This window comes from Flavobacterium sp. B330r (assembly GCF_056824325.1).
In genome coordinates this window covers 1,162,420-1,185,015 of the sequence record NZ_CP124860.1, presented here as the reverse complement: position 1 = coordinate 1,185,015, position 22,596 = coordinate 1,162,420, and the positions used below count along the sequence as shown (strand labels likewise).

At 32.6% G+C, this 22,596-nt stretch carries 16 protein-coding genes; 9 read left to right on the top strand and 7 right to left on the bottom strand.

Features of this window, described 5'->3' with window-relative positions; all coding sequences use genetic code 11:
- Window positions 1-184: 184 nt before the first annotated feature.
- Together QLQ95_RS05470 and obgE are read left to right on the top strand one after the other, a co-directional pair.
- Entirely contained in the window at window positions 185-1,459 is a 1,275-nt protein-coding gene (locus QLQ95_RS05470; RefSeq protein ID WP_320492985.1) for a hemolysin family protein, read from the top strand.
- Between the two features lie 102 nt (window positions 1,460-1,561).
- Window positions 1,562-2,563: a GTPase ObgE gene (obgE, locus tag QLQ95_RS05465; protein ID WP_248728288.1), complete on the top strand. Its 1,002-nt coding sequence runs from the start codon at window positions 1,562-1,564 to the stop codon at window positions 2,561-2,563.
- Between the two features lie 107 nt (window positions 2,564-2,670).
- On the opposite strand, the gene QLQ95_RS05460 is transcribed toward obgE, so the two are convergent.
- Window positions 2,671-3,201 (bottom strand): outer membrane beta-barrel protein, encoded by a 531-nt coding sequence (locus QLQ95_RS05460; protein ID WP_482502946.1) that lies wholly within the window; start codon window positions 3,199-3,201, stop codon window positions 2,671-2,673.
- 313 nt (window positions 3,202-3,514) lie between these two features.
- Between QLQ95_RS05460 and QLQ95_RS05455 the strand changes: the two genes are divergently transcribed.
- Window positions 3,515-5,659, top strand: coding sequence for a S46 family peptidase (locus tag QLQ95_RS05455; protein ID WP_320492987.1), 2,145 nt, complete (start codon window positions 3,515-3,517; stop codon window positions 5,657-5,659).
- Window positions 5,660-5,884: 225 nt separating this feature from the next.
- On the opposite strand, the gene QLQ95_RS05450 is transcribed toward QLQ95_RS05455, so the two are convergent.
- A complete protein-coding gene (locus tag QLQ95_RS05450; RefSeq protein ID WP_482502944.1) occupies window positions 5,885-12,160 on the bottom strand; it encodes an alpha-2-macroglobulin family protein in 6,276 nt (2,091 codons plus the stop codon).
- A gap of 214 nt (window positions 12,161-12,374) precedes the next feature.
- On the opposite strand from QLQ95_RS05450, the gene QLQ95_RS05445 reads away from it, so the two are divergent.
- The gene (locus QLQ95_RS05445; RefSeq protein ID WP_482502942.1) at window positions 12,375-13,730 is read left to right on the top strand and encodes a UDP-N-acetylmuramate--L-alanine ligase; all 1,356 of its coding nucleotides are present in this window, start codon (window positions 12,375-12,377) and stop codon (window positions 13,728-13,730) included.
- Window positions 13,731-13,817: 87 nt separating this feature from the next.
- Here QLQ95_RS05445 and QLQ95_RS05440 read toward each other — a convergent pair whose 3' ends face one another.
- Window positions 13,818-14,450 carry a DUF1287 domain-containing protein gene (locus QLQ95_RS05440; protein WP_482502940.1) on the bottom strand — a complete coding sequence of 211 codons (633 nt, stop codon included), beginning with the start codon at window positions 14,448-14,450 and terminating at the stop codon, window positions 13,818-13,820.
- Between the two features lie 104 nt (window positions 14,451-14,554).
- Here QLQ95_RS05440 and radC point away from each other — a divergent pair, with 104 nt between their 5' ends.
- The 3 genes from radC to QLQ95_RS05425 are packed head-to-tail and all read left to right on the top strand — an operon-like array spanning window position 14,555 to window position 16,686.
- On the top strand, window positions 14,555-15,244 hold the full coding sequence (gene radC, locus QLQ95_RS05435) for a RadC family protein (protein WP_482502938.1): 690 nt from the start codon (window positions 14,555-14,557) through the stop codon (window positions 15,242-15,244).
- Between the two features lie 3 nt (window positions 15,245-15,247).
- Window positions 15,248-15,934, top strand: a complete 687-nt coding sequence (locus QLQ95_RS05430) for a YjjG family noncanonical pyrimidine nucleotidase (RefSeq protein WP_482502936.1) — start codon at window positions 15,248-15,250, stop codon at window positions 15,932-15,934.
- Window positions 15,935-15,936: 2 nt separating this feature from the next.
- On the top strand, window positions 15,937-16,686 hold the full coding sequence (locus QLQ95_RS05425; RefSeq protein WP_482504053.1) for a hypothetical protein: 750 nt from the start codon (window positions 15,937-15,939) through the stop codon (window positions 16,684-16,686).
- 14 nt (window positions 16,687-16,700) lie between these two features.
- On the opposite strand, the gene QLQ95_RS05420 is transcribed toward QLQ95_RS05425, so the two are convergent.
- Window positions 16,701-17,978, bottom strand: coding sequence for a replication-associated recombination protein A (locus QLQ95_RS05420; protein ID WP_095931508.1), 1,278 nt, complete (start codon window positions 17,976-17,978; stop codon window positions 16,701-16,703).
- A 174-nt stretch (window positions 17,979-18,152) separates the two neighbouring features.
- Between QLQ95_RS05420 and QLQ95_RS05415 the strand changes: the two genes are divergently transcribed.
- On the top strand, window positions 18,153-18,917 hold the full coding sequence (locus QLQ95_RS05415; protein ID WP_320492993.1) for a rhomboid family intramembrane serine protease: 765 nt from the start codon (window positions 18,153-18,155) through the stop codon (window positions 18,915-18,917).
- 57 nt (window positions 18,918-18,974) lie between these two features.
- Window positions 18,975-19,478, top strand: a complete 504-nt coding sequence (locus QLQ95_RS05410) for a hypothetical protein (RefSeq protein WP_320492994.1) — start codon at window positions 18,975-18,977, stop codon at window positions 19,476-19,478.
- On the opposite strand, the gene QLQ95_RS05405 is transcribed toward QLQ95_RS05410, so the two are convergent.
- The 3 genes from QLQ95_RS05405 to QLQ95_RS05395 form a co-directional block, all read right to left on the bottom strand.
- Window positions 19,479-20,282 (bottom strand): DUF2490 domain-containing protein, encoded by an 804-nt coding sequence (locus tag QLQ95_RS05405; protein WP_428238890.1) that lies wholly within the window; start codon window positions 20,280-20,282, stop codon window positions 19,479-19,481.
- A 52-nt stretch (window positions 20,283-20,334) separates the two neighbouring features.
- Entirely contained in the window at window positions 20,335-21,069 is a 735-nt protein-coding gene (gene rlmB, locus QLQ95_RS05400; protein WP_095931505.1) for a 23S rRNA (guanosine(2251)-2'-O)-methyltransferase RlmB, read from the bottom strand.
- Between the two features lie 84 nt (window positions 21,070-21,153).
- The gene (locus tag QLQ95_RS05395) at window positions 21,154-22,596 is read right to left on the bottom strand and encodes a SusD/RagB family nutrient-binding outer membrane lipoprotein (protein ID WP_095931504.1); all 1,443 of its coding nucleotides are present in this window, start codon (window positions 22,594-22,596) and stop codon (window positions 21,154-21,156) included.

Sequence of the window (22,596 nt, the reverse complement as noted above, 5' to 3'; positions counted from 1 at the left end):
TACGTTACTCCCGATAATTATCGGGCTCAAAAAAACTATTTTTCTAACTCTAAAACGGGCTTTTCAAATGTTTTTGACAATCAAAGTTTTTGGGTTAGAAAAATTAGTTTTTTAATTGACAGCCTTAATAAATTGAATACAAATTACATTTAACGAGACCATTTTATAACGAATCCCCTATCAATTGGAAATACTAATTATATTTTTTCTAATTCTATTAAACGGAGTTTTCTCCATGTCTGAAATCGCCTTGATTTCGGCCCGTAAAAACAGGCTGGAAACTGCTGCGAAAAAAGGCAACAAAAGCGCTAAAACGGCACTCGATTTAGCCAATTCCCCAAATAAGTTTTTATCTACTGTACAAATCGGAATTACCTTAATCGGAATTTTGACAGGTATTTATTCTGGTGACAAAATCACTGCCGATGTAGAACTTTTTGTAGCAGGTTTTGCAGCTCTTAAACCTTATGCACATTCAATTGCAGTTGGAATTGTAGTGGTAGTTTTAACTTTTTTCTCATTGGTTTTGGGAGAATTACTTCCAAAACGAATCGGATTAAATTATCCAGAAGCTATTGCTAAAATGGTTGCAATGCCAATGAAAGTGATCTCGATTATTACGGCGCCATTTATTTGGCTTTTAACTTCATCGACAGATTTTTTGCTGAATGTTTTTCAGATAAAACCAACTGCTGACGGAAAAGTTACCGAAGAAGAAATTAAAGCCATTATTAAAGAAGGTACGGAAGTAGGAGAAGTTCAGGAAATAGAACAGGATATTGTGGAACGTGTTTTCCATATCGGAGATAGAAAAGTAAGTTCGTTAATGACTCACAGAAAATCTGTTGATATGCTTCCATTAAAAGCAGACAGAGAAAAAATCAAAGAATTGGTAGTTCAGGATCTGCATGCTGTTTATCCAGTTTATAACGATAATTATGATGATATTGTTGGAGTTGTAACACTTAAAAATATTTTTGCTAACATCGAAAATGATAATTTTGATTTGTCAGCAATAGTTTCTGATGCACCTTATTTAATGGAGCAGACAACTGCCTATAAAGCTTTAGAAAACTTTAAGAAAACAGGAGTTCATTACGCTTTAGTTTCAGATGAATATGGGGTTTTTCAAGGTTTAATTACTTTGAATGATATTCTGGAAGCTTTAGTTGGAGATGCATCTGAGTTTTATAAAGATGAATTCCAGCTTATAGAAAGAGAAGACGGTTCTTGGCTGGTTGATGGACATTATTCGTTACACGATTTCTTAACTTATTTCGAGTTAGACGAACTAACAAACGATTACGAAGTAAATACTGTAAGCGGAATGATCATGACCGAGCTTTCTCATATACCAAAAGAAGGCGAAAAACTAGTTTGGCAGAAATTCGTCCTAGAAGTAATCGATATGGACGGTGTTAAGATTGATAAAGTGCTTGTGAGAGCATTGAAAGAGTAGAGAGAAAATTTGTTTCAGGTTTCATGTTTCAAATTTCAGATTATGCATTACGCAACTTGAAACTTGAAACATGAAACTTGAAACTTTACATAAACAAAGAAAATGACAGAAGGAAATTTTGTAGACTACGTTAAGATATATGTTTCTTCCGGAAAAGGAGGAAAAGGATCTACGCATTTACATAGAGAGAAATTTATTGAAAAAGGAGGTCCCGACGGAGGAGATGGAGGCCGTGGCGGACATGTGTATTTAGTTGGAAATAAAGGACTCTGGACATTATTTCATTTAAAGTTTGCACGTCACATTAAAGCTGGTCACGGTGGAGATGGAGGAGGCGATCGCAGTACTGGTGCAGATGGAGAAGATAAAATCATTGAAGTGCCATTAGGAACTGTTGTAAAAGACAAGGAAACGGGAGAGACACTTTTTGAAATTACGGAACACGGAGAAAAACAGATTCTTGCAAGAGGAGGAAAGGGAGGTTTAGGGAACTGGCATTTTAGAAGTTCTACAAACCAAACACCTCGTTATGCACAGCCAGGTTTGCTTGGAATAGAAATGGATGTTATTCTAGAACTTAAAGTTTTGGCCGATGTTGGTTTAGTTGGTTTTCCAAATGCTGGAAAATCTACATTATTGTCTGTATTAACTTCAGCAAAACCCAAAATTGCAGATTATCCGTTTACGACTTTAAAACCTAATTTAGGAATCGTAGCCTACAGAGATTTTCAATCTTTCGTAATTGCCGATATTCCTGGAATTATTGAAGGTGCTGCCGAAGGAAAAGGTCTTGGTCATTATTTCTTGCGTCATATTGAGCGTAACTCAACGTTATTATTTTTAATTCCAGTTGATACTGCTGATATCAAAGCAGAATATGATATTTTGGTGAATGAATTGACAAAATACAATCCTGAAATGTTAGATAAAGAACGTCTTGTTGTTATTTCAAAATGCGATATGTTGGATGACGAATTGAAAGCAGAGTTGAAAGCAGAATTAGATGTTTCGTTCAACGGAGTTCCTTATATGTTTATTTCATCTGTTGCCCAGCAAGGTTTAACAGATTTAAAAGACAGACTTTGGAAAATGCTTAACGAGTAAAAGTATTTTGCTAAAAATATAAAACCCGACAATATTATTTATTGTCGGGTTTTTACTTTTTGCACGAAAAAACAAAAAGTATTAAGATGGCTAAATCTTACTTTTATCTATAAACCAAAGTTTTTAGAGATTCCGATGCTTAAAGTCTTTCCAAAGTTAAAACCAAAATGTTCCTGTCTTGGATCATTTTTTCCATCAAGATTATCATAGTTGATTCCTCCAATAGAGAAATTTAAACCAAATCCTCTTTTCATATTAATGAATAAAGCTGGAGTAAGGCTTGCATACATTCCTTTTGCATCATTAACATTGGTAGATTGGTATCCAGCACCTAAATCACCAAAGACAGAAAATACATCTGAAAGCGGTACAGTATAACGTACAAAACCTCCAATTTTATATTTTTCAGTTGTGTCAGTTCCTTTTGTTTTTACATTCATAATAGAACCTTCAACTCCAGCTGTCCATTGGTCAGCAAACTGATATCCAACTTTTGGAGAAAATTCAAAATTTTCAAGTTTTGATTCTCCAATTTTATCAGAGGAGAATCCAACATTTCCGCCTAATAGGATAGAGTTTTTTTGTGCACTTACCATCGTTGTAAATAATATTACAACTGCTACTAACAATTTTTTCATTTTAATTTATTTTTATTTTGGATGGCAAATGTAGCAGAAAACAAATTGTAAGAAAAAATTTAGCATACAATTTTTATTTTGAAAGTTTATTTTTATAAATAATGATTTTAATTGAAGTTTAAAATCGTTTTATCTAATGTTTTTATTATTTTTTATGAGGTTACTTTCAAAATTTAAAGATTATTCTTGGTTTGCTAAAATTGTGAATTTCGCAAAATCATCTTTTGTTTTGTTTGTTATGTTTAGTTTATGATTGTTTAGCTTATTTTTTTTGCGAAAATGAGTTATATTCGCATCACTTAAACAAAATAACATGAAAAAAGTAATTTTATTCTTGACCATGTGCCTTATGGCTTTCCCAATGAGAGCCGATGAAGGAATGTGGTTTTTGATGTTTATCGAAAGATTGAACCATAGAGATATGGAAAAAATGGGCTTGCAATTGACAGCCGAAGAAATTTACAGTATCAACAATCATAGCTTAAAAGATGCGATTGTACAATTCAATGGAGGATGTACAGCTGAAATCGTTTCAAACAGCGGATTGGTATTGACTAATCACCACTGTGGATATAGCGCGATTGCAGAACTTTCAACTGCAGAACAAAATCATTTGAAAAATGGTTTTTGGGCAAAAAATCGTTCAGAAGAACTAAAGCCTAAATCTTTATACGTTCGTTTCTTTGTTCGTATGGATGATGTTTCAAAAAGAATCTTGTCTAAAGTAAATGATACTATGACAGAAACTGAAAGAAACAAAATCATTCAGCAAGAAATCGCTTTAATTGAAAAAGAAAACAGCGAAAACGGAAAATACACTGTTTCTGTTCGTCCTTTCTTTCAAGGAAATGAATATTACTATTTTGTTTATCAAGATTACACAGATGTACGTTTAGTTGGAACTCCTCCTGAAAGTGTTGGTAAATTTGGTGGAGATACAGACAACTGGGAATGGCCTCGTCAAACTGGAGATTTCTCTATGTTTAGAGTTTATGCAGATAAAGATGGAAATCCTGCAGCATATTCTAAAGACAATGTGCCATTGCAACCAAAGCACCATTTACCTGTAAGTTTAAAAGGAGTAAAAGAAAATGATTTTGCAATGATCTTAGGTTATCCAGGAAGAACAAACCGTTGGATGCCAGCTGGAGGAATTGAGCAAAACATTAAATATGCTTATCCTGCTTGGGTTGAAGGTGCAAAAACCGGAATGGATGTAATGAAAAAGTATATGGATAAAGATGCAACTGTTCGTTTACAGTATGCTTCTAAATATGCTTCAACTGCAAACTACTGGAAAAACCGTCAAGGTATGATCGATGCTTTAACAAAAGCTGGAACTGTAGATACAAAAGCAGAACAAGAGGATAAATTCTACGAGTGGGCAAGTAAACCTGCAAACAAAGAGAAATATGAAAATGTAATTCCGACTATCAACGATTATTACAGAGAAACAAACTTAAAAGCACGTCACGATAATTATTTGATGCAGCTTTTACGTACTTCTAGTTATGCAACTGGACCTGCTAATTTAGGAAATGCATTAATAGCTTACTATAAAGAAAATGATGCTAAGAAAGCAGAAATGCTTCCTAAAATCAATGCAATGGTTGAAAGCATCTATGGTGAGTTTAACGCTCCGTTAGAAAAAGATATTTTAGCAGCTCAATTGAATTTATATGCTTCAAAAGGTGCTGAATATGGAATTGCTACAGAAATTGCAAAAATGAAAACAGCTAATAATGGTGACTTTACTGCAGATGTAGCAAAAGCAACTGAGATTAGTTATTTTACTAATAAAGAAAAAGTATTAGCATTTTTAGCTGATCCAAAGCCATTGGCAATTGTACACGATCCGTTGTATATTATTTCTAATGATTTATTGACAAAATACCGTTCTAAAACAGACGATCAAGCAAAAGCGGATGATGGTTTTGCAACTGCTTACCGTAAATTGGTTGAAGGTTTAAGAGAATCTAAATTGAACGCAATTAAATATCCAGATGCAAACTCTACGTTGAGGTTAACTTACGGAAAAGTTCGTGCTTTACCTGCAGATCCTCGTAACGATGCAAAAATCAATAACTATACTACAATGGAAAGTATGGTTAAAAAATACAAAGCAGGAGATCAAGAATTTGACTTGCCAGCTCGTTTATTAGAGTTGAACAAGAAAAAAGATTTCGGACAGTATGCTGATAAAGCGGGATACATGCCAGTAAATTTCTTAACTGATAACGATATCACTGGAGGAAATTCTGGTTCACCAGTTCTTAACGGAAAAGGAGAATTAATCGGAATTGCTTTTGACGGAAACATCGAAGCAATGGCTGGAGACGTAATTTTTGATCCTAAATTACAAAGAACTATCAACGTTGATATTCGTTACGTACTTTGGATTATTGACAAATACGCAGGTGCTAAAAACATTATTGACGAATTGACGATTGCTAAATAATCTTCATTTCTTTATATAAAATTAAACCCGACAGTTTTAAGCTGTCGGGTTTTTTATTGTTTTTTACTTTTGTAAAGTATGTCATCCTGAGCGGAGTCGAAGGCTTGCCAATTGGAACGGGGCTTCGACTTCGCTCTGACTGACAAAAATATAGATTATATACTTTCGTTGGATTTTGAACACGAACGCTAGCGAACTGGCGAAGGAATTTAAAAATTGGAATTTCTAATTCACTTTTACTCGAATTCCTTTTGTATGACTTGCAAATTCTGGTGCATACATACTTTGAATTGTCGTAATTCCGTTTGAAAATTCTCCACTGTTATTTACTCGAATATCATATTCTAAAATATAAGTTCCTTTATTGATTTGGTCAAAGAAGAAATGTGTAGCGGCATCTTTTGTACTCATATAATATCCCAATCTATCAGAATATTTATATTGTGAAAGAACATTTACAGGCTCAAAACAAGAAGCGCGCATATCTTTTAAATGAATGTATTCTACATCTTCTTTCGAATTGATAATTAAACGGACTGTAACTAAATCTCCAATTTTTAAAGAATTTTTAGTTGTTATCTTTTGCAATTCGTCACCCTTAAGCGTATTTTTCTTTAGATACAATTCTTTCGAAACAGATAAAACAGCTCCAGTGTTATTTTTAATTTTATCTAAATCTTCAAAATACTGCCAATAAACACCGCCAAAACCTGGAATTTTAGATTTGTTTTGAAGGCTAATCGTAGCCATTTCTTTTTTTACTTCTTCAGCTTTCCAGTTTAGTTTGATGTATCCTATTTCGGCTTCTTTTTCATTTTCGGATAATTTTTTGGTCATGATTTTTTCATCTCCCAATTTTATAATTGTATTGTCTTTTACAGAAAGCCAATCGCTGCCTTGAAGTAATAATGCATAAATTGCTTCACTAGTTGATCTTGTTGTTGGCCAGTTTTTAGCTTGTTTGTTTTTTAGCAGCCAGACTTTCATTGCATCAACAGATTTGTTGTCTTGAGTAACTTCGGCGAAAGCCTCAATTAAAAGAGCTTGAGTTTCTATAGGCGCTTGATACCAATACCAACCTGGTTTATTGGCAATCCAATACATTCCCCAATCTTCATTGTTAGATGAATTTTCTTTTAAACTTTCAATGATTTTTTTAGCGCTTTCCTTTTCTCCAAAACGATTTAAGACTAAAGCTGTCAGTCCTTTTTCATAAATAGAATAATTTAACCAATCTCTTTTTGCCGTTTCTAGATACAATTTGGTTACTTTTTTTAAAGTGTCCGAAAGCGGATATTGTTCTAAATAAAAACTTCTGCTATATAAATAATGCAAATTAGAATATGGCCATCTCCAAATTAAACTGTTCGTTTCTTTATTGAATTTTACTCTTTTTTGATGTTCTTGTAAAAACTTGCCATCTATAAAAGGAATTGCGCTTTTAGTAATTTCATCAATTTTAAGATTTTGATTTTTAACCAATTTTGACAAATGGCCTAATCCTGCTAAAATATGTCTAGTAATGTAATCGTCTCCAGTACCGCCTTCAAACCATGAAAAACTACCATAAGAATTTTGTTTCTTTTTTAATTTTTCGAAAGTAGCTTCTTGCGAAGTTTTCATTTTTTCCAAATCAAATAAAACTGCAAAACTTTTCCTCTTTTCATCTTCATTTTGATTATCATTTAACCAAGGCGTTTCTGCCAGAATAATTGATTTTAGCTCTTCATTTTCTTCTAATTTTGGATTGATTTTCCCCTTTTTTCTCCATTCATCAAAAACGGCTGCAATTTTCGGATTGCTTGAAATTACTTCTGTAGCAAGCGCATTCGAATAAAATCGGGCAAAGGTCTGTTCTGAACATTCGTGCTCATATTCCATTAAATAAGGCAGAGATTGAATAGCGATCCATGCAGGATTGGAAGTGTACTCAAATGTAAATTGATGATTTTTTAATGTTGTCGAATTATTGTTTTTTAAGTTTTCAAAAGTGTATTCTTTCGTCGAATTTTCTCGAACCCAAATTGGAATACTTTCTGTAACGAGCATATTGTTAGTTAAAACAGGAATAATATTTTCTTCGCCATCTGAGAAATCACCTGATTTCGCCACGATTTTATATTGAATGCCTTGTAAACCTTCAGGAATTGTAACGGTCCAGCTTGCTGTAGTATTTCCATAAGCTGGAACCGTGAAACTTTTAAAGTTATCTGCATTTAGCATTTTAGCATCAATTGGTTCCATCGTTACAGCATCGAAAAGTTGTAAAGCAGCAATTCCAGTTTTGGCTTCGGCGGTAACATTTGAAATTTTCGTAGTGATAACAATTGTATCTTTTTCCCTAAAGAAACGCGGGAAATTTGGCAAAAGCATTAATTCCTTTTGAGTTACAACGTTTTTCTGCAAATAACCAGAAACTGCTTCTTTGTTGTGTGCAAATAAGCGAAGTTTCCAAGCGGTTAAAGCTTCTGGAGAGGTAAAAGAGAAACTCACTTTTCCTTGTGAATCTGTTTTTAAATTTGGTAAAAAGAAAGCAGTTTCAGATAAATTTTTTCTTGCTTTTACTTGATTTAATTCTTCTAATGCTTTTTTGTTTGCAGAACCTATATCATAAACAGTATTATCTTCTTCGTAAATAACATTTGAACTAACTGTAGTAATAGCAGCAGATAAGTTTGCTTTTTTCTGAATGCCGTATGCAGTAGTTACCACAACCTCTGATAAAGTACTTGAATCATTGGTTAAAACAATATCAATGAATTTTCTGTTTCCTACTAATACAGATTGGGTTTTGCTGCCAATATAACTAAGCTCAAGTTCTTCGTTTTCTTTAGCGTCTATTTCATAATAACCATCAAAATCGCTTTGAGTACTGCGTCTTGTACCTTTCACTACAATAGAAACTCCTGGCAAGGCAAGTCCAGAATTATCAGTTACAATTCCAGAAATCAATTTCGCATTGTAAGGTTTTTTAGCCTTTTTAGCAACCTGCATTTGATACAGTCTCTTTTGATGAATATTATTTTTGTTGTTAAAATCGAATCCAAACGACATTAATTTAATGTCTTCACTAAATAGTTCAAGTTGGTTTAGAGGTAGATTTAAATACATAATAGAGGCCGAAACCTGATCAAAACCAAATGAAGATTTCTTATAGCTTCTGTTATAATTATAGTCGTTTATGGCTAATATATTCCAATCATTTTTTGTAAACTGATCTAATGAACTGTCATACATGGAAGTTAAAATTTCAGCTTCATTTTTGGTGTCTTTTGATTTTAATTTGAATGACCAGTTTTCTGGACTTCCAGGTTGTATTTTACTCCTAAATGTTTCTACATTAAATTCTAATTTTGGAGTAATAGATTTTAATGCAACTGCTACATCACTAGAAAAAACTTCGTTTTCAAAAATGCTTTGAAACCCAATTCTTAATATGTTGTAAAACTCTTTCTTTAGCGGAATTTTTATTGTCGTTTGGTGGTTTTCTAAATGAATAATTTTTTCAAAAAAGACCTTACTATCATAATTTCCAATTGTTGAAATATAAAGTTCTGGGACTACAGAGGTTAATTTTAATAATACAAAACCATCTTTTTTCGCATCTTCATTTATCTGTACGGCCGAAAATAGTACACTTGGATTGAATTTATCTTTGCTTTGTTTAATCTGGAATTTAGTTGTGTTTTCTATTAAATTATCAAAACTGTCTTTTGCTGAAAAGACAATTTTGTAGTTTCCAGATTTGTAATTTGAGATAAAATCTAATGCGATTTTTTTATCTTTTTCGGTATCTACTTTTTTCGAATACACTAAGACTTCATCTTCTTTGCTATACTCCTGACCGTTTTGTTCGTACGGAAATAGTTTTTCGAAATCTTCATCAGATAATATTTGAATTTCTGGCGTAGGCCATACTCGTTTTTTGAATTTGCTAGGCAACGGACTTACGAAATATATTTTTATTTCACCTTTCGCAGCTAAAAACTCACCATTTAAATTGGTGCTTTTTAAAACAATTTCATTTTTATCTTTTGTATTAATTTGAGGATTAATTACGGTTTCTAAAACCAAATCATGATAACCCACTTTTACATTTGTCTGTGCATCGTGAGTTTCTCCATTTATATCAGTTACTCCTGCTTCTATAAGATAATTGAAAACTGGAAGATCTTTTTTTGAACTTTCCTCAGAAGGAGTAGCAATAAAATCAATGGCAAAATTCCCAGATGCATCTGTTTTGGTTTCGCCTGTTACTAAAACTTCATTTGAACTTGATGAATAATAGTCTCTCGAGTAATAGCTTGCATATCGTGTAACTTTATAAGTAACTTTTGCATCAGAAATGGAACTTCCAGCAAAAGCTTTGGCATTTCCTTTTACTTTTATGGATTGGTTTACTTTAAAAGTTTCTTTTTTAGGTTCGAAAGTGACTTCAAATTTTGGTCGTTTATACTCTTCAACTCTAAAGTAGGTTTGAGAATTTTCTAAGTCAACATGATCCCAAAAAGGGTGATCGTTTTCTTTTTTATTATAAATAATATCATTTTTCGAATGGTCAGATTCTTGAGCAGAAATTCCAAAAGAACCTGTCAAACCTGATTTTGGCAAAATAAATTCGCCAGAAAAAGATCCAAATTCATTGGTCGTTACATCAAATTTCTTGATTTCATTATAAGATGCATCTCTAAAAATAATTTTAAAAGAGGTTTGCGGAACAACGCTGGTTTTGTTTTTCCTCTTTTTAATAGCAATTCCTTTAAAATAAAGAGTTTGCCCCGGACGATAAATGGCTCGGTCTAAATAAAATTCGACTTTTCCTTTATAATCGTCATCTTCTTCATTTTCACTTTTATCATAATCTATAATGTAATTGATGTAATCTTTGTGAATTAGAATACTATCGTTTGAAGTAAACAATTCGAGAGTATCACCCTTGAATTTTACATTTTTAGTATTGTAAAGTGCAATTCCATTTTTTCCTGTTTTAAAGGTGGCGCTATATGTTTTTATAGTAACATTTTCTATAGGTTTTCCCGTTTTTCTATCTAAAACCTGATATTTTTCGATTTCATTTTCTTGAGATGCGAGGACACTAATGTTTGATGAAGTTATAGTTTCATACGTATAAGCTTTTGTGTTTTTAATGTCAGAATTGCTTTCAAAATAAACTAAATAAGATCCAGTTTTTATATTTGGCAAAAGTATTTCGGTGGTATATTTGAAATAGTCTTTTTTGTTTACAAGCGAATATTCTTTTGTGTAAGAAGGTGCATTTTTCAAAATAATGCTATTCACCAAACTGTCTTGGTTTAGATTTCTTGTTTTAAAATCAAGAAGCAGTTTGTGAGATATTTTATAAAATGAAACTTTTAAAGTATCTACATTTTTGTAATGAATAAACGCCCTCGCATTTTGTTCATTGTAAATGTATTTCTCCAGCTGGACATATAAAGATTTGGAAAGAATGTTTGCTTTTCTCTGTATCGCAAGTTTATAAGCATTTGACCGATTATTTACTTTTATTATGCTGTCAAGAATTGCTATGGCCTCGATATTATTATTTGGCTTCAATTCTTTTGATGCATCTCGATCTAGAATTGAGGCTTTTTCCAATTGAATTTTCTGAATAAGCGAATTGTCTTTTACATTTTTTTGAAAGCGAATTATGACATCAAGATATTCTTCATTGGAGAGATTTAATTTGTTTTTTAAAAACTGAATGCGCTCCCATTGATTTTCTTGCTTTGAATCTATGGTTTCTTGTTTTTGGTATAATGATAATGCTAAACGTAAATCGTCATAAGTTATAAAGTCTAAATTCAGTTTTATGAAATTGGCAGAGCTGCCTAATAAGTCATTTTTGTATTTAATTATATCTTCTTGAGCAAAGCTAGCGGAATAAACTTTTGAACTATAAATGGCGATATTTTCTTTGATGATATAATCAAATAAGTTTTCGTTTTTAAATTCTTCTAAAGCCGAATAATCAAATATCTGATCGTATTTTGAAAGAGGAGTATTTTTTAAAACAAGTTCATTTTCTAAACTCTTTTTTAAAATTAAATTGATTTGAGACGTAAAATTTACGGCTGTCCAAGTTAAAAAATCATCATTTAGAGTATTGATATTTGTTCTATTTCGGATGGAATAATTATTTTGAATAAAATAATCATTAAGGCATTTTGCATAAACGAGATTCAAAATTGCTTTTGAAGGTATAGAAACTCGATTTATATCGGTTTTTAAATTATTTAAAATTTTAGTCTGGGCATTTTCGTCAATTAGAAGAAGGTATTTTGAATGGTAGAAAAAACTTTTTATCATTTCGGCTTCATCTTTATCTGAAACGGCATCTTTATAGATTTTTTCAACTAATTCATTAGCTGATTTGGTTTTTCCTTCATTTTCAAAATCAATTACTTTTTCCCATTTCTTTTCATTTTGTTGTGCAAATACTGAGGTGGAGATAAATAATAAAACAAATATTATATTTTTCATAAGAGGGTTTTAATCTATAGATGATTAAATTTTAAAAAAGGTTGGGAAGATAGAATTGCTTTTAAAAATAATTTTCGTACAAATTAACAATTTATCTTTAAAACCAAATGATGGAATCTATAATTCCTTATTTTTGAAGAATAATTATTGAGTTTAATAAGTTATTTGCCATTTCGATTAACCGATTAAACAGTTTAACGATTAAACATTTTAAATGAAAACACATTTTATCGCCATTGGCGGAAGCGCAATGCACAATCTGGCATTAGCATTACATAATAAAGGATACCAAGTTACAGGAAGTGACGATGCTATTTTTGAACCTTCAAAATCAAGATTAGAGAAAAAAGGAATTCTTCCTGCAGAAATGGGCTGGTTTCCAGAAAAAATCACTTCAGATATTGATGCTATTATTTTAGGAATGCACGCAAAAGCGGATAATCCTGAATTATTAAAAGCGCAAGAATTAGGATTAAAAATCTACTCTTATCCTGAATTTTTATACGAGCAATCTAAAAATAAAACGCGTGTCGTAATTGGTGGTTCTCATGGTAAAACAACGATTACTTCGATGATTCTTCATGTAATGCATTATCATAATATTGCTGTTGATTATATGGTAGGAGCACAGTTGGAAGGGTTTGATACAATGGTGCATTTGACTGAAGAAAATGATTTTATGGTTTTGGAAGGAGATGAGTATTTATCTTCACCAATTGACAGACGTCCGAAATTTCATTTATATCAGCCAAACATTGCTTTGATTTCTGGAATTGCTTGGGATCATATTAATGTTTTTCCAACGTATGAAAATTACGTTGAACAGTTTGAGATTTTCATCGAAAAAATTACAAATGGTGGAATTTTGGTTTATAACGAAAATGATCCAGAAGTAAAACGCGTTTCTGAAGCAGCAACAAATCCGATTAGAAAAATCGCTTATTCAACTCCAGAATATGCTGTGAGTGATGGAGTGACTTTGTTAAAAACACCAGAAGGCGATATGCCAATTGAAGTTTTTGGAGCACACAACTTAAATAATTTAGCTGGAGCAAAATGGATTTGCCAAAACATGGGTGTTGATGAAGCGGATTTCTACGAAGCAATTGCAAGTTTTAAAGGCGCATCTAAGCGTTTAGAAAAAATTGCCGAAGGAAAAGGAAAAGTAGCTTATAAAGATTTTGCGCATTCGCCAAGTAAAGTGGCTGCGACAACAAAAGCGGTAAAAGAGCAATATCCAAATAGAACTTTAGTAGCTTGTTTAGAATTGCATACTTATAGCAGTCTAAATGCTGAATTCTTGAAAGAATATGAAGGCGCTCTAGAATATGCTGATGTTGCGGTTGTTTTTTATTCGCCAGATGCGGTTAAAATTAAACAACTGGAAGAAGTAACTTATGAGCAAATAGCGACTGCATTCAATAGAAAAGATTTAATCATTTATACCAATCCAGCTGAGTTTAAAGAATATTTATTCAATTTAAATTTAGATAATTCTGCACTTTTATTAATGAGTTCAGGAAATTACGGAGGTTTAAATTTTGATGATGTTAAAGGTTTGATTAATTAGAAAATTAGTCAATTTGGAAATTAGATAATGTGTCAATTGCTATACGATTGGCACATTTTTTTTTGAATTATATAATTGACAAATTTTCTAATTAGAAATTTCTTCGTATTTATAATGTCCTACAATTTTATATTTAAATAAGCAATCTTCCAAAACTTGTCCGCCTCCTACATTATGGACTATCAAATTGCGTTTTCCGTCAGCTGATTTTTTATTAGTTACAATACCAATGTGCGGAAGTTTGTTGTTAATTGTCCAGGTGACAAGTTCTCCAGTTTTATAGTCTTTAGCATTTTGTGTAACAGGCAATTTAGCGCCTTTTCTCTCAAAAAAGACTTCAAGATTAGGAACTCTTCTGTGATCTATATTGGTATCGGTTTTTGTCATTCCCCATTTTTTTAGATTTGGATAAAGCGAAAAATTTTCAATCATATCTTCATGGACTTCTTTTTGTAAATCGATATTTAGAATTCGATACGACCTTATTATTACATCGGTACAAACTCCTTTGTTTTTTGGAATATCACCATTTGGATAATCAATTTTAAAATAAGAAGGATCATAATCTATTGATGGATCAATTATTGAAATTGCGGCTTGTGATAGCCTTTCGGAGAAAGTTTTGGGTTCGGTATAATTTGAAACGTCGATGCTTTTAGTTTCTTTTTGCCGACAGGAGAGAAAAGATAATAAAATAAGGAAGGAAAGGAAAGGTTTCATTTTCAGGTGATTTAATTTTTAAAGATAATAAATTTTAAAAACGGCTGATATTTTTTGAAAGATTTTTCTTCTTTTTGATATCTTCGCCTTTCAAAATTTATATTATGGAAGGTGGACATTTTGCTATAAAAAATTGGTCAGATGATGACAAACCTCGCGAAAAACTAATGCTCAAAGGAAAAGATGCTTTAAGTGACGCCGAATTATTAGCTATTCTAATTGGTTCTGGAAGTCGTAATGAATCTGCGGTTGCTTTAAGTAAGCGTATTTTAGCGGCTACCAAAAATCTAACTGCCTTAGGTAAAATGACTATTTCTCAGTTGATGCAATTTAAAGGCATAGGTGAAGCAAAAGCCGTTTCAATAGTATCGGCTTTAGAATTGGGTAGGAGACAAAGAATAGAAGATGTTTTAAAATTAAAAAAAATAACTTCGAGTAAAGCTGTTTTTGATATTATGCAGCCCATTATCGGAGAACTTCCGCATGAAGAATTTTGGGTACTTTTTCTTAATAATTCAAATAAAGTGATTTATAAATCGCAATTAAGTAAAGGAGGTATTGCTGGGACAGTTGTAGATATACGATTGGTTTTTAAATTAGCGCTAGAAAATGGCGCTACAGCCTTGATTTTGTGTCATAATCATCCTTCAGGTGGTTTGGATCCGAGTATTGCCGACAAACAAATTACCAAGAAAATTAAAACTGCTGGAGAAATATTAGATGTTAAAGTTTTAGATCATGTTATTATAACTGAATCAAAATATTATAGTTTTGTAGATGAAGGAATTTTTTAATACATGAACACCAATATTACCGACATCTTTTTTGATTTAGATCATACGCTTTGGGATTTTGATAAAAATTCAGAAATGGCTTTTGATCGAATTTTCAAAACTAAGCATCAAGAAATCGTTACTCAAGATTTTATTAAAGAATATATTCCAATCAATCAAGAATGTTGGAAATTGTATCAGAATGATAAAATTACACATCAGGAGCTGCGTTATAATCGTTTGAAGTTTTCTTTCGACGCTTTGAATTATGTAATTTCAGAAGAGAATATTTTGGAAATTGCCAATGACTATATCGAGTTTCTTACCGACAACAATTATCTTTTTGATGGGGCAATTGAAGTTTTGGAATATTTAAAGCCTAAGTACAAACTTCATATTATAACAAACGGATTTGCTAAGGTTCAGGAAAAGAAAATTAATAATGCTTCGCTTGGAGGATATTTCAGTACCATTACAAATTCGGAATTAGCTGGAGTTAAAAAGCCAAATAGTATTATATTTGACTATGCATTAAAATTAGCCAATACATCTAAAGAAAGCAGTATCATGATCGGAGATGATTTTGAGGCTGATGTAAATGGTGCTTTAAATGCTGGTATAGATGCTATTTTCTTTAATGAAAAGCGAGTAGACGTTTCCGAAAATTATAAACAAATTAACCATTTATTAGAACTAAAAAAATATTTATAATGATGAGAATTAAAATTTTACTTACTGCAATTTTATGTTCAGTTGTTGGATTTGCACAGTCTATTAATGATTACAAAGCTGTAATTATTCCTCTGAAATATGAGTTTATGAAGACTGATAATCAATATCGTTTGGCAACTTTAAGCAAGCAAAATTTGACTAAAGCTGGTTTAGAAGCTTTTTATTCAAATGAACAACTTCCTGAGGGATATACAGACCGTTGCCAGGTTTTATATATGGATGTAGTAAGAGATAATGCTTTCTTGGTAACTAAACTTATTATAAAATTTAAGGATTGTTTTGGACAAGTGGTTTTTACTTCAGAAGCAGGAAAAAGTAGAGAGAAAGAATATGAAGTGGCTTATAAAGAAGCGTTAGACAATGCCTTTAAGTCAGTTTATGCTTTGCATTATAAATATAGTGGAAATCCAGTTGCAAATTCAAAAACATCTGCTCCTGTAAAAGCTGCTGTGGCAACAACTGTGGTTGCAACTCCAGTTGCTATTGCATCTTCGCCAGATTTGAAAGATCCAAATTTATTATATGCGCAACCAACAGAATCTGGCTATCAATTGATTGATAAAACACCAAAGGTAGTTATGAAGCTTCTTAAAACTTCTCAGCCAAATGTTTATATTGCTATAAAAGATAATGTTCAGGGTTCTTTAATCTTAAAAGAAGATGGACAATGGTACTTCGAATCTTATCAGAATGATAAATTAGTTTCAGAAAAAATTGTAGTTAAATTCTAAATACAAAATACGGCTTAATAACCGTATTTATCTTTCCAACGGTTCTTTAAAAATTCGCGGGTACTGTTCTCTCTAGAATTGTTTCCAGGATTATAAAGAACCGTTTCTTTTATAGCATCTGGAAGGAATTCTTGTTCGGCAAAATTATTGGCATAATCGTGAGAATACTTGTATTCATCTCCGTATCCTAATTCTTTCATTAGTTTAGTAGGGGCATTTCGCAAATGAATTGGAACAGGCAAATCGCCAGTTTGTTTTACCAGCTGTTGCGCATTGCCAATTGCCATATAAGAAGCGTTGCTTTTTGGTGAAGTGGCCAAATAAATTGCACATTGGCTTAAAATGATACGGCTTTCTGGATATCCAATTGTTGTAACAGCCTGAAAAGTATTATTGGCCATTATAAGAGCAGTTGGGTTAGCATTGCCAATATCTTCACTTGCCAAAATAAGCATTCTTCGGGCAATAAATTTTACCTCTTCTCCGCCTTCGATCATTCTTGCCAACCAATAAACGGCTCCGTTAGGGTCGCTACCGCGAATAGATTTAATAAACGCAGAAACAATGTCGTAGTGCTGTTCGCCAGTTTTGTCATAAAGAACGGTGTTTTGCTGTACGAGTTCAAAAACACGATCGTTGGTAATGGTAATTTCATCACCAGATGAAGCATTAACGACTAGTTCGAATACATTTAAGAGTTTTCTTCCATCACCGCCAGAAATACGCAATAAAGCTTCTGTTTCTTTTAGATTTATTTTTTTTGTCAGCAAATAGGAATCGGTTCTCATTGCGCGCTGTAAAAGAGCTTCTAAATCGGCTTTTGTAAATGCATTTAGTATGTAAACCTGGCAACGTGACAATAATGCAGGAATCACTTCAAAACTTGGATTTTCGGTTGTCGCACCAACCAGCGTTATCCAGCCTTTTTCTACAGCAGCCAAAAGCGAATCTTGCTGTGATTTGCTAAATCGATGAATCTCATCGATAAATAGAATAGGGTTTTTAGCAGTAAAAAGTCCGCCACTTTGTTTGGCTTTTTCTATAACATCGCGAATATCTTTTACACCAGAATTTATAGCGCTCAAAATATAAAAAGGTCTTTTGGATTCCTGAGCAATAATTTGAGCCAATGTTGTTTTTCCTGTACCAGGAGGTCCCCAGAAAATTAATGAAGGAATAATTCCTTTTGAAATTTGCTGTGTTAATGAACCAGTTGGTCCAACCAAATGATGTTGGCTTATATAATCTTCTAATTTTTGCGGACGAATACGCTCTGCTAAAGGTGCTTCCATAAATACAAAATTACTATTTTAAGATTTAAATTTCATTCATTCAAAAGTTAAAACAATTCGCAGAGAGAATGATTGTTCTGATTTGAGACAATTTTGTATTTTGATATGACAAAATATCAGTAAAATATTTTTGGATAGTTTTTTGAGTCCTGTTAATTGTTATTTTCTAAAAATATGAACGACACTAATTTTAGGTTTTCAAATTCGGTTATTGGACTTCCGATGTTTTTTGTCCTCTTTTTATGGATAGTATATTGGCTTCAGATCCGTTTTGATTTTGATTTTTATCGATACGGAATTTATCCTCGAGACTTGATTGGTTTACGTGGAGTTTTGTTCAGTCCATTTATTCATGAAAATTTAGATCATTTGTATAACAATAGTATCCCGCTTGTAATACTATTGGCGGCGATGCAGTTTTTTTATCCAAAACAAACATTAGGTGTTATAGGCTACGGGATTCTATTTTCGGGATTAATTACTTGGGTTGTCGGAAGAGAAAATTTTCATATCGGTGCTAGCGGATTAATTTATGTTTTAGTTAGTTTTATTTTCTTTAAGGGTATTCAAACCAAATATTATAGATTGGTGGCATTATCTTTAACTGTGATTTTACTTTATGGCGGAATGATATGGTATGTTTTTCCAGATGTTGATCAATCTATTTCTTGGGAAGGGCATTTAGCAGGACTTATTACAGGTTTTGTTTTGACATTGTTTTATAAAGCACCCGAATATGCAAAACCAATTGTTTACGATTGGCAGCGTCCAGATTTTGATCCGAGCAGTGATTCTTTTATGAAGCATTTTGATGAAAATGGAAATTTCGTTACTTTTTCCCATGAGGAGGAAGAGGATCAGATAGATTATTTTTCGTCTAGTCATCCAGTAAATTATATTGTAGTTAGAAAAGCAGATCAAGAAGAAACCGATGAATAATTTTCTTTGAAATAAAAAAAGTAAATTTGTTAGAGTAACAATTTAATCTTGAGCATTATGAAAATGAAGTTTCTACTTTTGTTTTTTAGTTTTGTTTTTACTGGGAAAGGAATTGCTCAATGTGAAATAAAAAATAGGATGCAGGCAGATGGCAGTATGATTTACTATTTTGAGCCAGCAGTTTTTTATACTACGAAATCAAAATCGTTGAAAATTAATATTGTTACAGATAAAGAGAATTATTTTGTTGCACTGCAGCCGACACCGTTTCCTGAAAAGAAAGTTGGAAAAAAGATCAAAGACGATTTAATAATTCATCTTGCAGATAACAAAACCTATAAGCTAGCACATTACGATACACAATATCGACGTAACGATTCTATAATGCAAGTTCTCTATTTGATAGACAATAAAGATCTTGATGCGTTTTCTAATTATGAAGCTATTACTGCTGAAATCAATATGGAAGGAACTGAATTTGTGAGAAGCTACAACTTTAAGCTTCACAAAGATGCTATCATCGAACAGCTTAAATGTTTTTTAAAGAAAGAAGAAAACTAATTATTCTTCATCCTTCATTTCAGGATGCTTTTTGGCTTCGATTTTCTTCTTAAGGTTTCGAATAAGATTATTGAATGTTAGAGTAAGCGAGGCTGCGTTGGTTGTTTGATTCCCGCTGTTTCGGGGAAGATATTCATTGCAATAGGTTAGTTCAACCTGAATATCATCCGAAAATAAATATCCAGCTCCAATATTTAAACGATTCCGATCAAAGAAACTTTCACCAGTAACTTTTGCTCCAGATTTGAAATAAAGCTCATCTGATGCAATTGCATATACAACACCGCTTCTTAATATTTTACTATTGATTGGTTGTATATATTTAATTTGCTGTCTATATCGAAGAACATTTTCATAATCATCATCTTCATTTCTCATATGACGGAATTCAGCACGCATTCTTGTGCTTAAAGTATATCCGGTTTTATGAAAGTAATAAATACCTTGAAGAGCAAATCGTGTTTCGGGAGATTCGAACTGACCTATTTCGGGTACATCTCTATTATTAAAATAGGCTATAAAAGCAGAGAACTTCCATCTGGGAGAAAAGTAATAATGTCCCCAGCCTCTAATAGATCTTTGAATGGTGTTATCAAATAAATTTGGAGATGATTCTTTACTACTATAAGCTGTGGCAACATCTATTTCTGTTGCCCATTTTTTGCTTAAAGTTTGGTTGAACTGAATTTCATTCCAAAATTGATTATACGTAGTATTTTGTCCGTAGCTGTTTGTAATTAGTAAAATTACAAACAGGCAGCGGAATATTGTAACTTTTGATTTTGAATTAGATTTTGAAAGCATTAATTAAAGGTATTTAATTATTTCATTCGCATCTTAATCTCTCAATGTGTTTTTAGGTTCTTTGGCGAACAGCTTCGTATAGAAAAGCACCACAGGCTACAGATACGTTTAATGATCCAATTGTACCGAACATTGGCAATTTGGCTTTTTCGTCAACTATTTTTAAAACAGAAGGGTTTATTCCTCGATCTTCAGATCCCATAATAATAGCCAATGGTTCTGTTAGTGATATGTCGTATATGTTTTGATCTGTTTTTTCAGTTGCAGCAACTGTTTTTACTCCAGAACCTTGCAAGTAAAAGATCGCATCTTTTATATGTTCAACTTTGCAAATAGGCACATTGAATACCGCTCCAGCAGAAGTCTTAACTGTATCTCCATTAACGGGAGCCGACCCTGCTTTTTGTATAATAATTCCGTTTACACCAGTACATTCAGCTGTTCTAATAATAGCACCAAAATTTCTAGCGTCTGATACCTGATCTAATATTAGAAAAAGAGGTTTTTGACCTGACTCAATCGTAGACTCAACTAAATGTTCTAAATCAATAAAACCAATAGGAGAGATGGTTGCTACTGCACCTTGATGATTATTTGGAGTAAGGCGGTTTAGTTTTTCTACAGGTACATAAGAGAAGTTAACGTTTGCACGTTTCATTACTTTCATTAAATCCTTCATAAGCTCACCAGAAATGTCTTTCTGTATGAAAACTTTATCTACTTCTTTTCCTGCTTGAATTGCCTCTATGATGGCTCTAATGCCAAATATTTGATGTTCTTTTTCCATTGGACAAATATAGGTAATATGTTTATATAAAAAAACCGCCCTGAATTAACAGAGCGGTTTTGATATATTGTTTTTCAGAATAAATTAGAATTTATCCCAGAAAACGTGAACTTTAAGTTTGTTTCCTCCAATTGCAGTAGAAGCAGCAGCCCAATTTGCATTGTTTACTGTTTGCTCGTTGATTGGATAAGTGTAACGTTTTGGAATTTCTCCTTCAGCAGCAGCAACAGCGTTAGCAGGTGCAACTAAAGCAGGGAAATCTAATCTTCTGTAAGAGTTCCAAGATTCGAACGGTCTGTTGAAGAAAGCAATCCAAGCTTGTTTACCGATTTTTTCTTTGTAAGTTGTTCCTGAAGCAGTAGCATAAGCTACTTCTGGTTTAGCTAAGTAAGCAGCAGCTTCACTTGCAATTCCCCAGTTTTCGAAAGAAGCAGTAATCGCTCTGTTATAGTAGTACTCAGCAGTATTTCCAACAGCATATCCTCTTGCAGCAGCTTCAGCTAAGTAGAAGTTAGATTCAGTAGCCTCAGCTAATAAACCTGGGAAATCAGCAGCTTTTAACTTATCTCCAATAGCAGAGAAATTTTGGTAAACGTTAGTTGGACCATTAAGACCTCCTTTGTAAGATCCGTCAGGCATTGCATTGAAATAAATAGCTCTTCTTGGATCTTCCAAAGCGTTCATTTCATTAACAATAGTTTCAGAAGCAACGAAGTCATTACGGTTACTAGCTACTAAGTTAGCAAAGATAGGATTGTACATTGGAGCAGCTCCTGGATAGTCAAAAGTTGCATTTTCTGTATTGTTTAAGATAACTCCAGCGTTGTAAGCGCTTTCAACTGTACTTTTAGAAAGTGCAGCATCAGCATCAGCTAAATTCAAACCAATTTTTAATTTCAAAGTGTTAGCAAAAAGTTTCCATTTTGCTACATCACCTCCATAGATAAAGTCAGCAGAACCAAAAGAATCAGCACTAGTATCTAATTGAGCAATAGCCGCATCTAATCTAGTGATTAATTTAGGATAAATAGCTGCATCATCTTCGTATTTAGGTAAAATTACTTCTTTTACTTTTAATGCGTCAGTATAAGGAACATCTCCATAAGTATCCACTAAAACTTGGAAAGTGTAAACTTGAAGGATTTCAATTAAAGCAATTTTATTTTTTTGCACAGTTGGATCACCAGCTTCAGTTAAAATTACTTCTTTTGAAGTTTGTAAGTTTCCTAATGTACTTCTATATAATGCATTCCAGTGTCCGTCTCCAATTCTTCTTGTAGTAATATTGAATCTAGCTTCTGTATTGTATTGAGTCGCAGCCCAATATTGAGATGCATATCTTAGGATACTTAAGTTAACACTTGGAGTTACTAGTTGATCTGTCAACTCTTTTTCAGCATTTGTGAAAAGCGTCTCAGAAGGCACATCGTAAGATTTGTCCTGGTCATTGTTGTATGTAGGATCATCACTTACACAGCTTGTCATAAATAATGACAATGCTGTTATTGAGAGGATTAATTTTTTCAT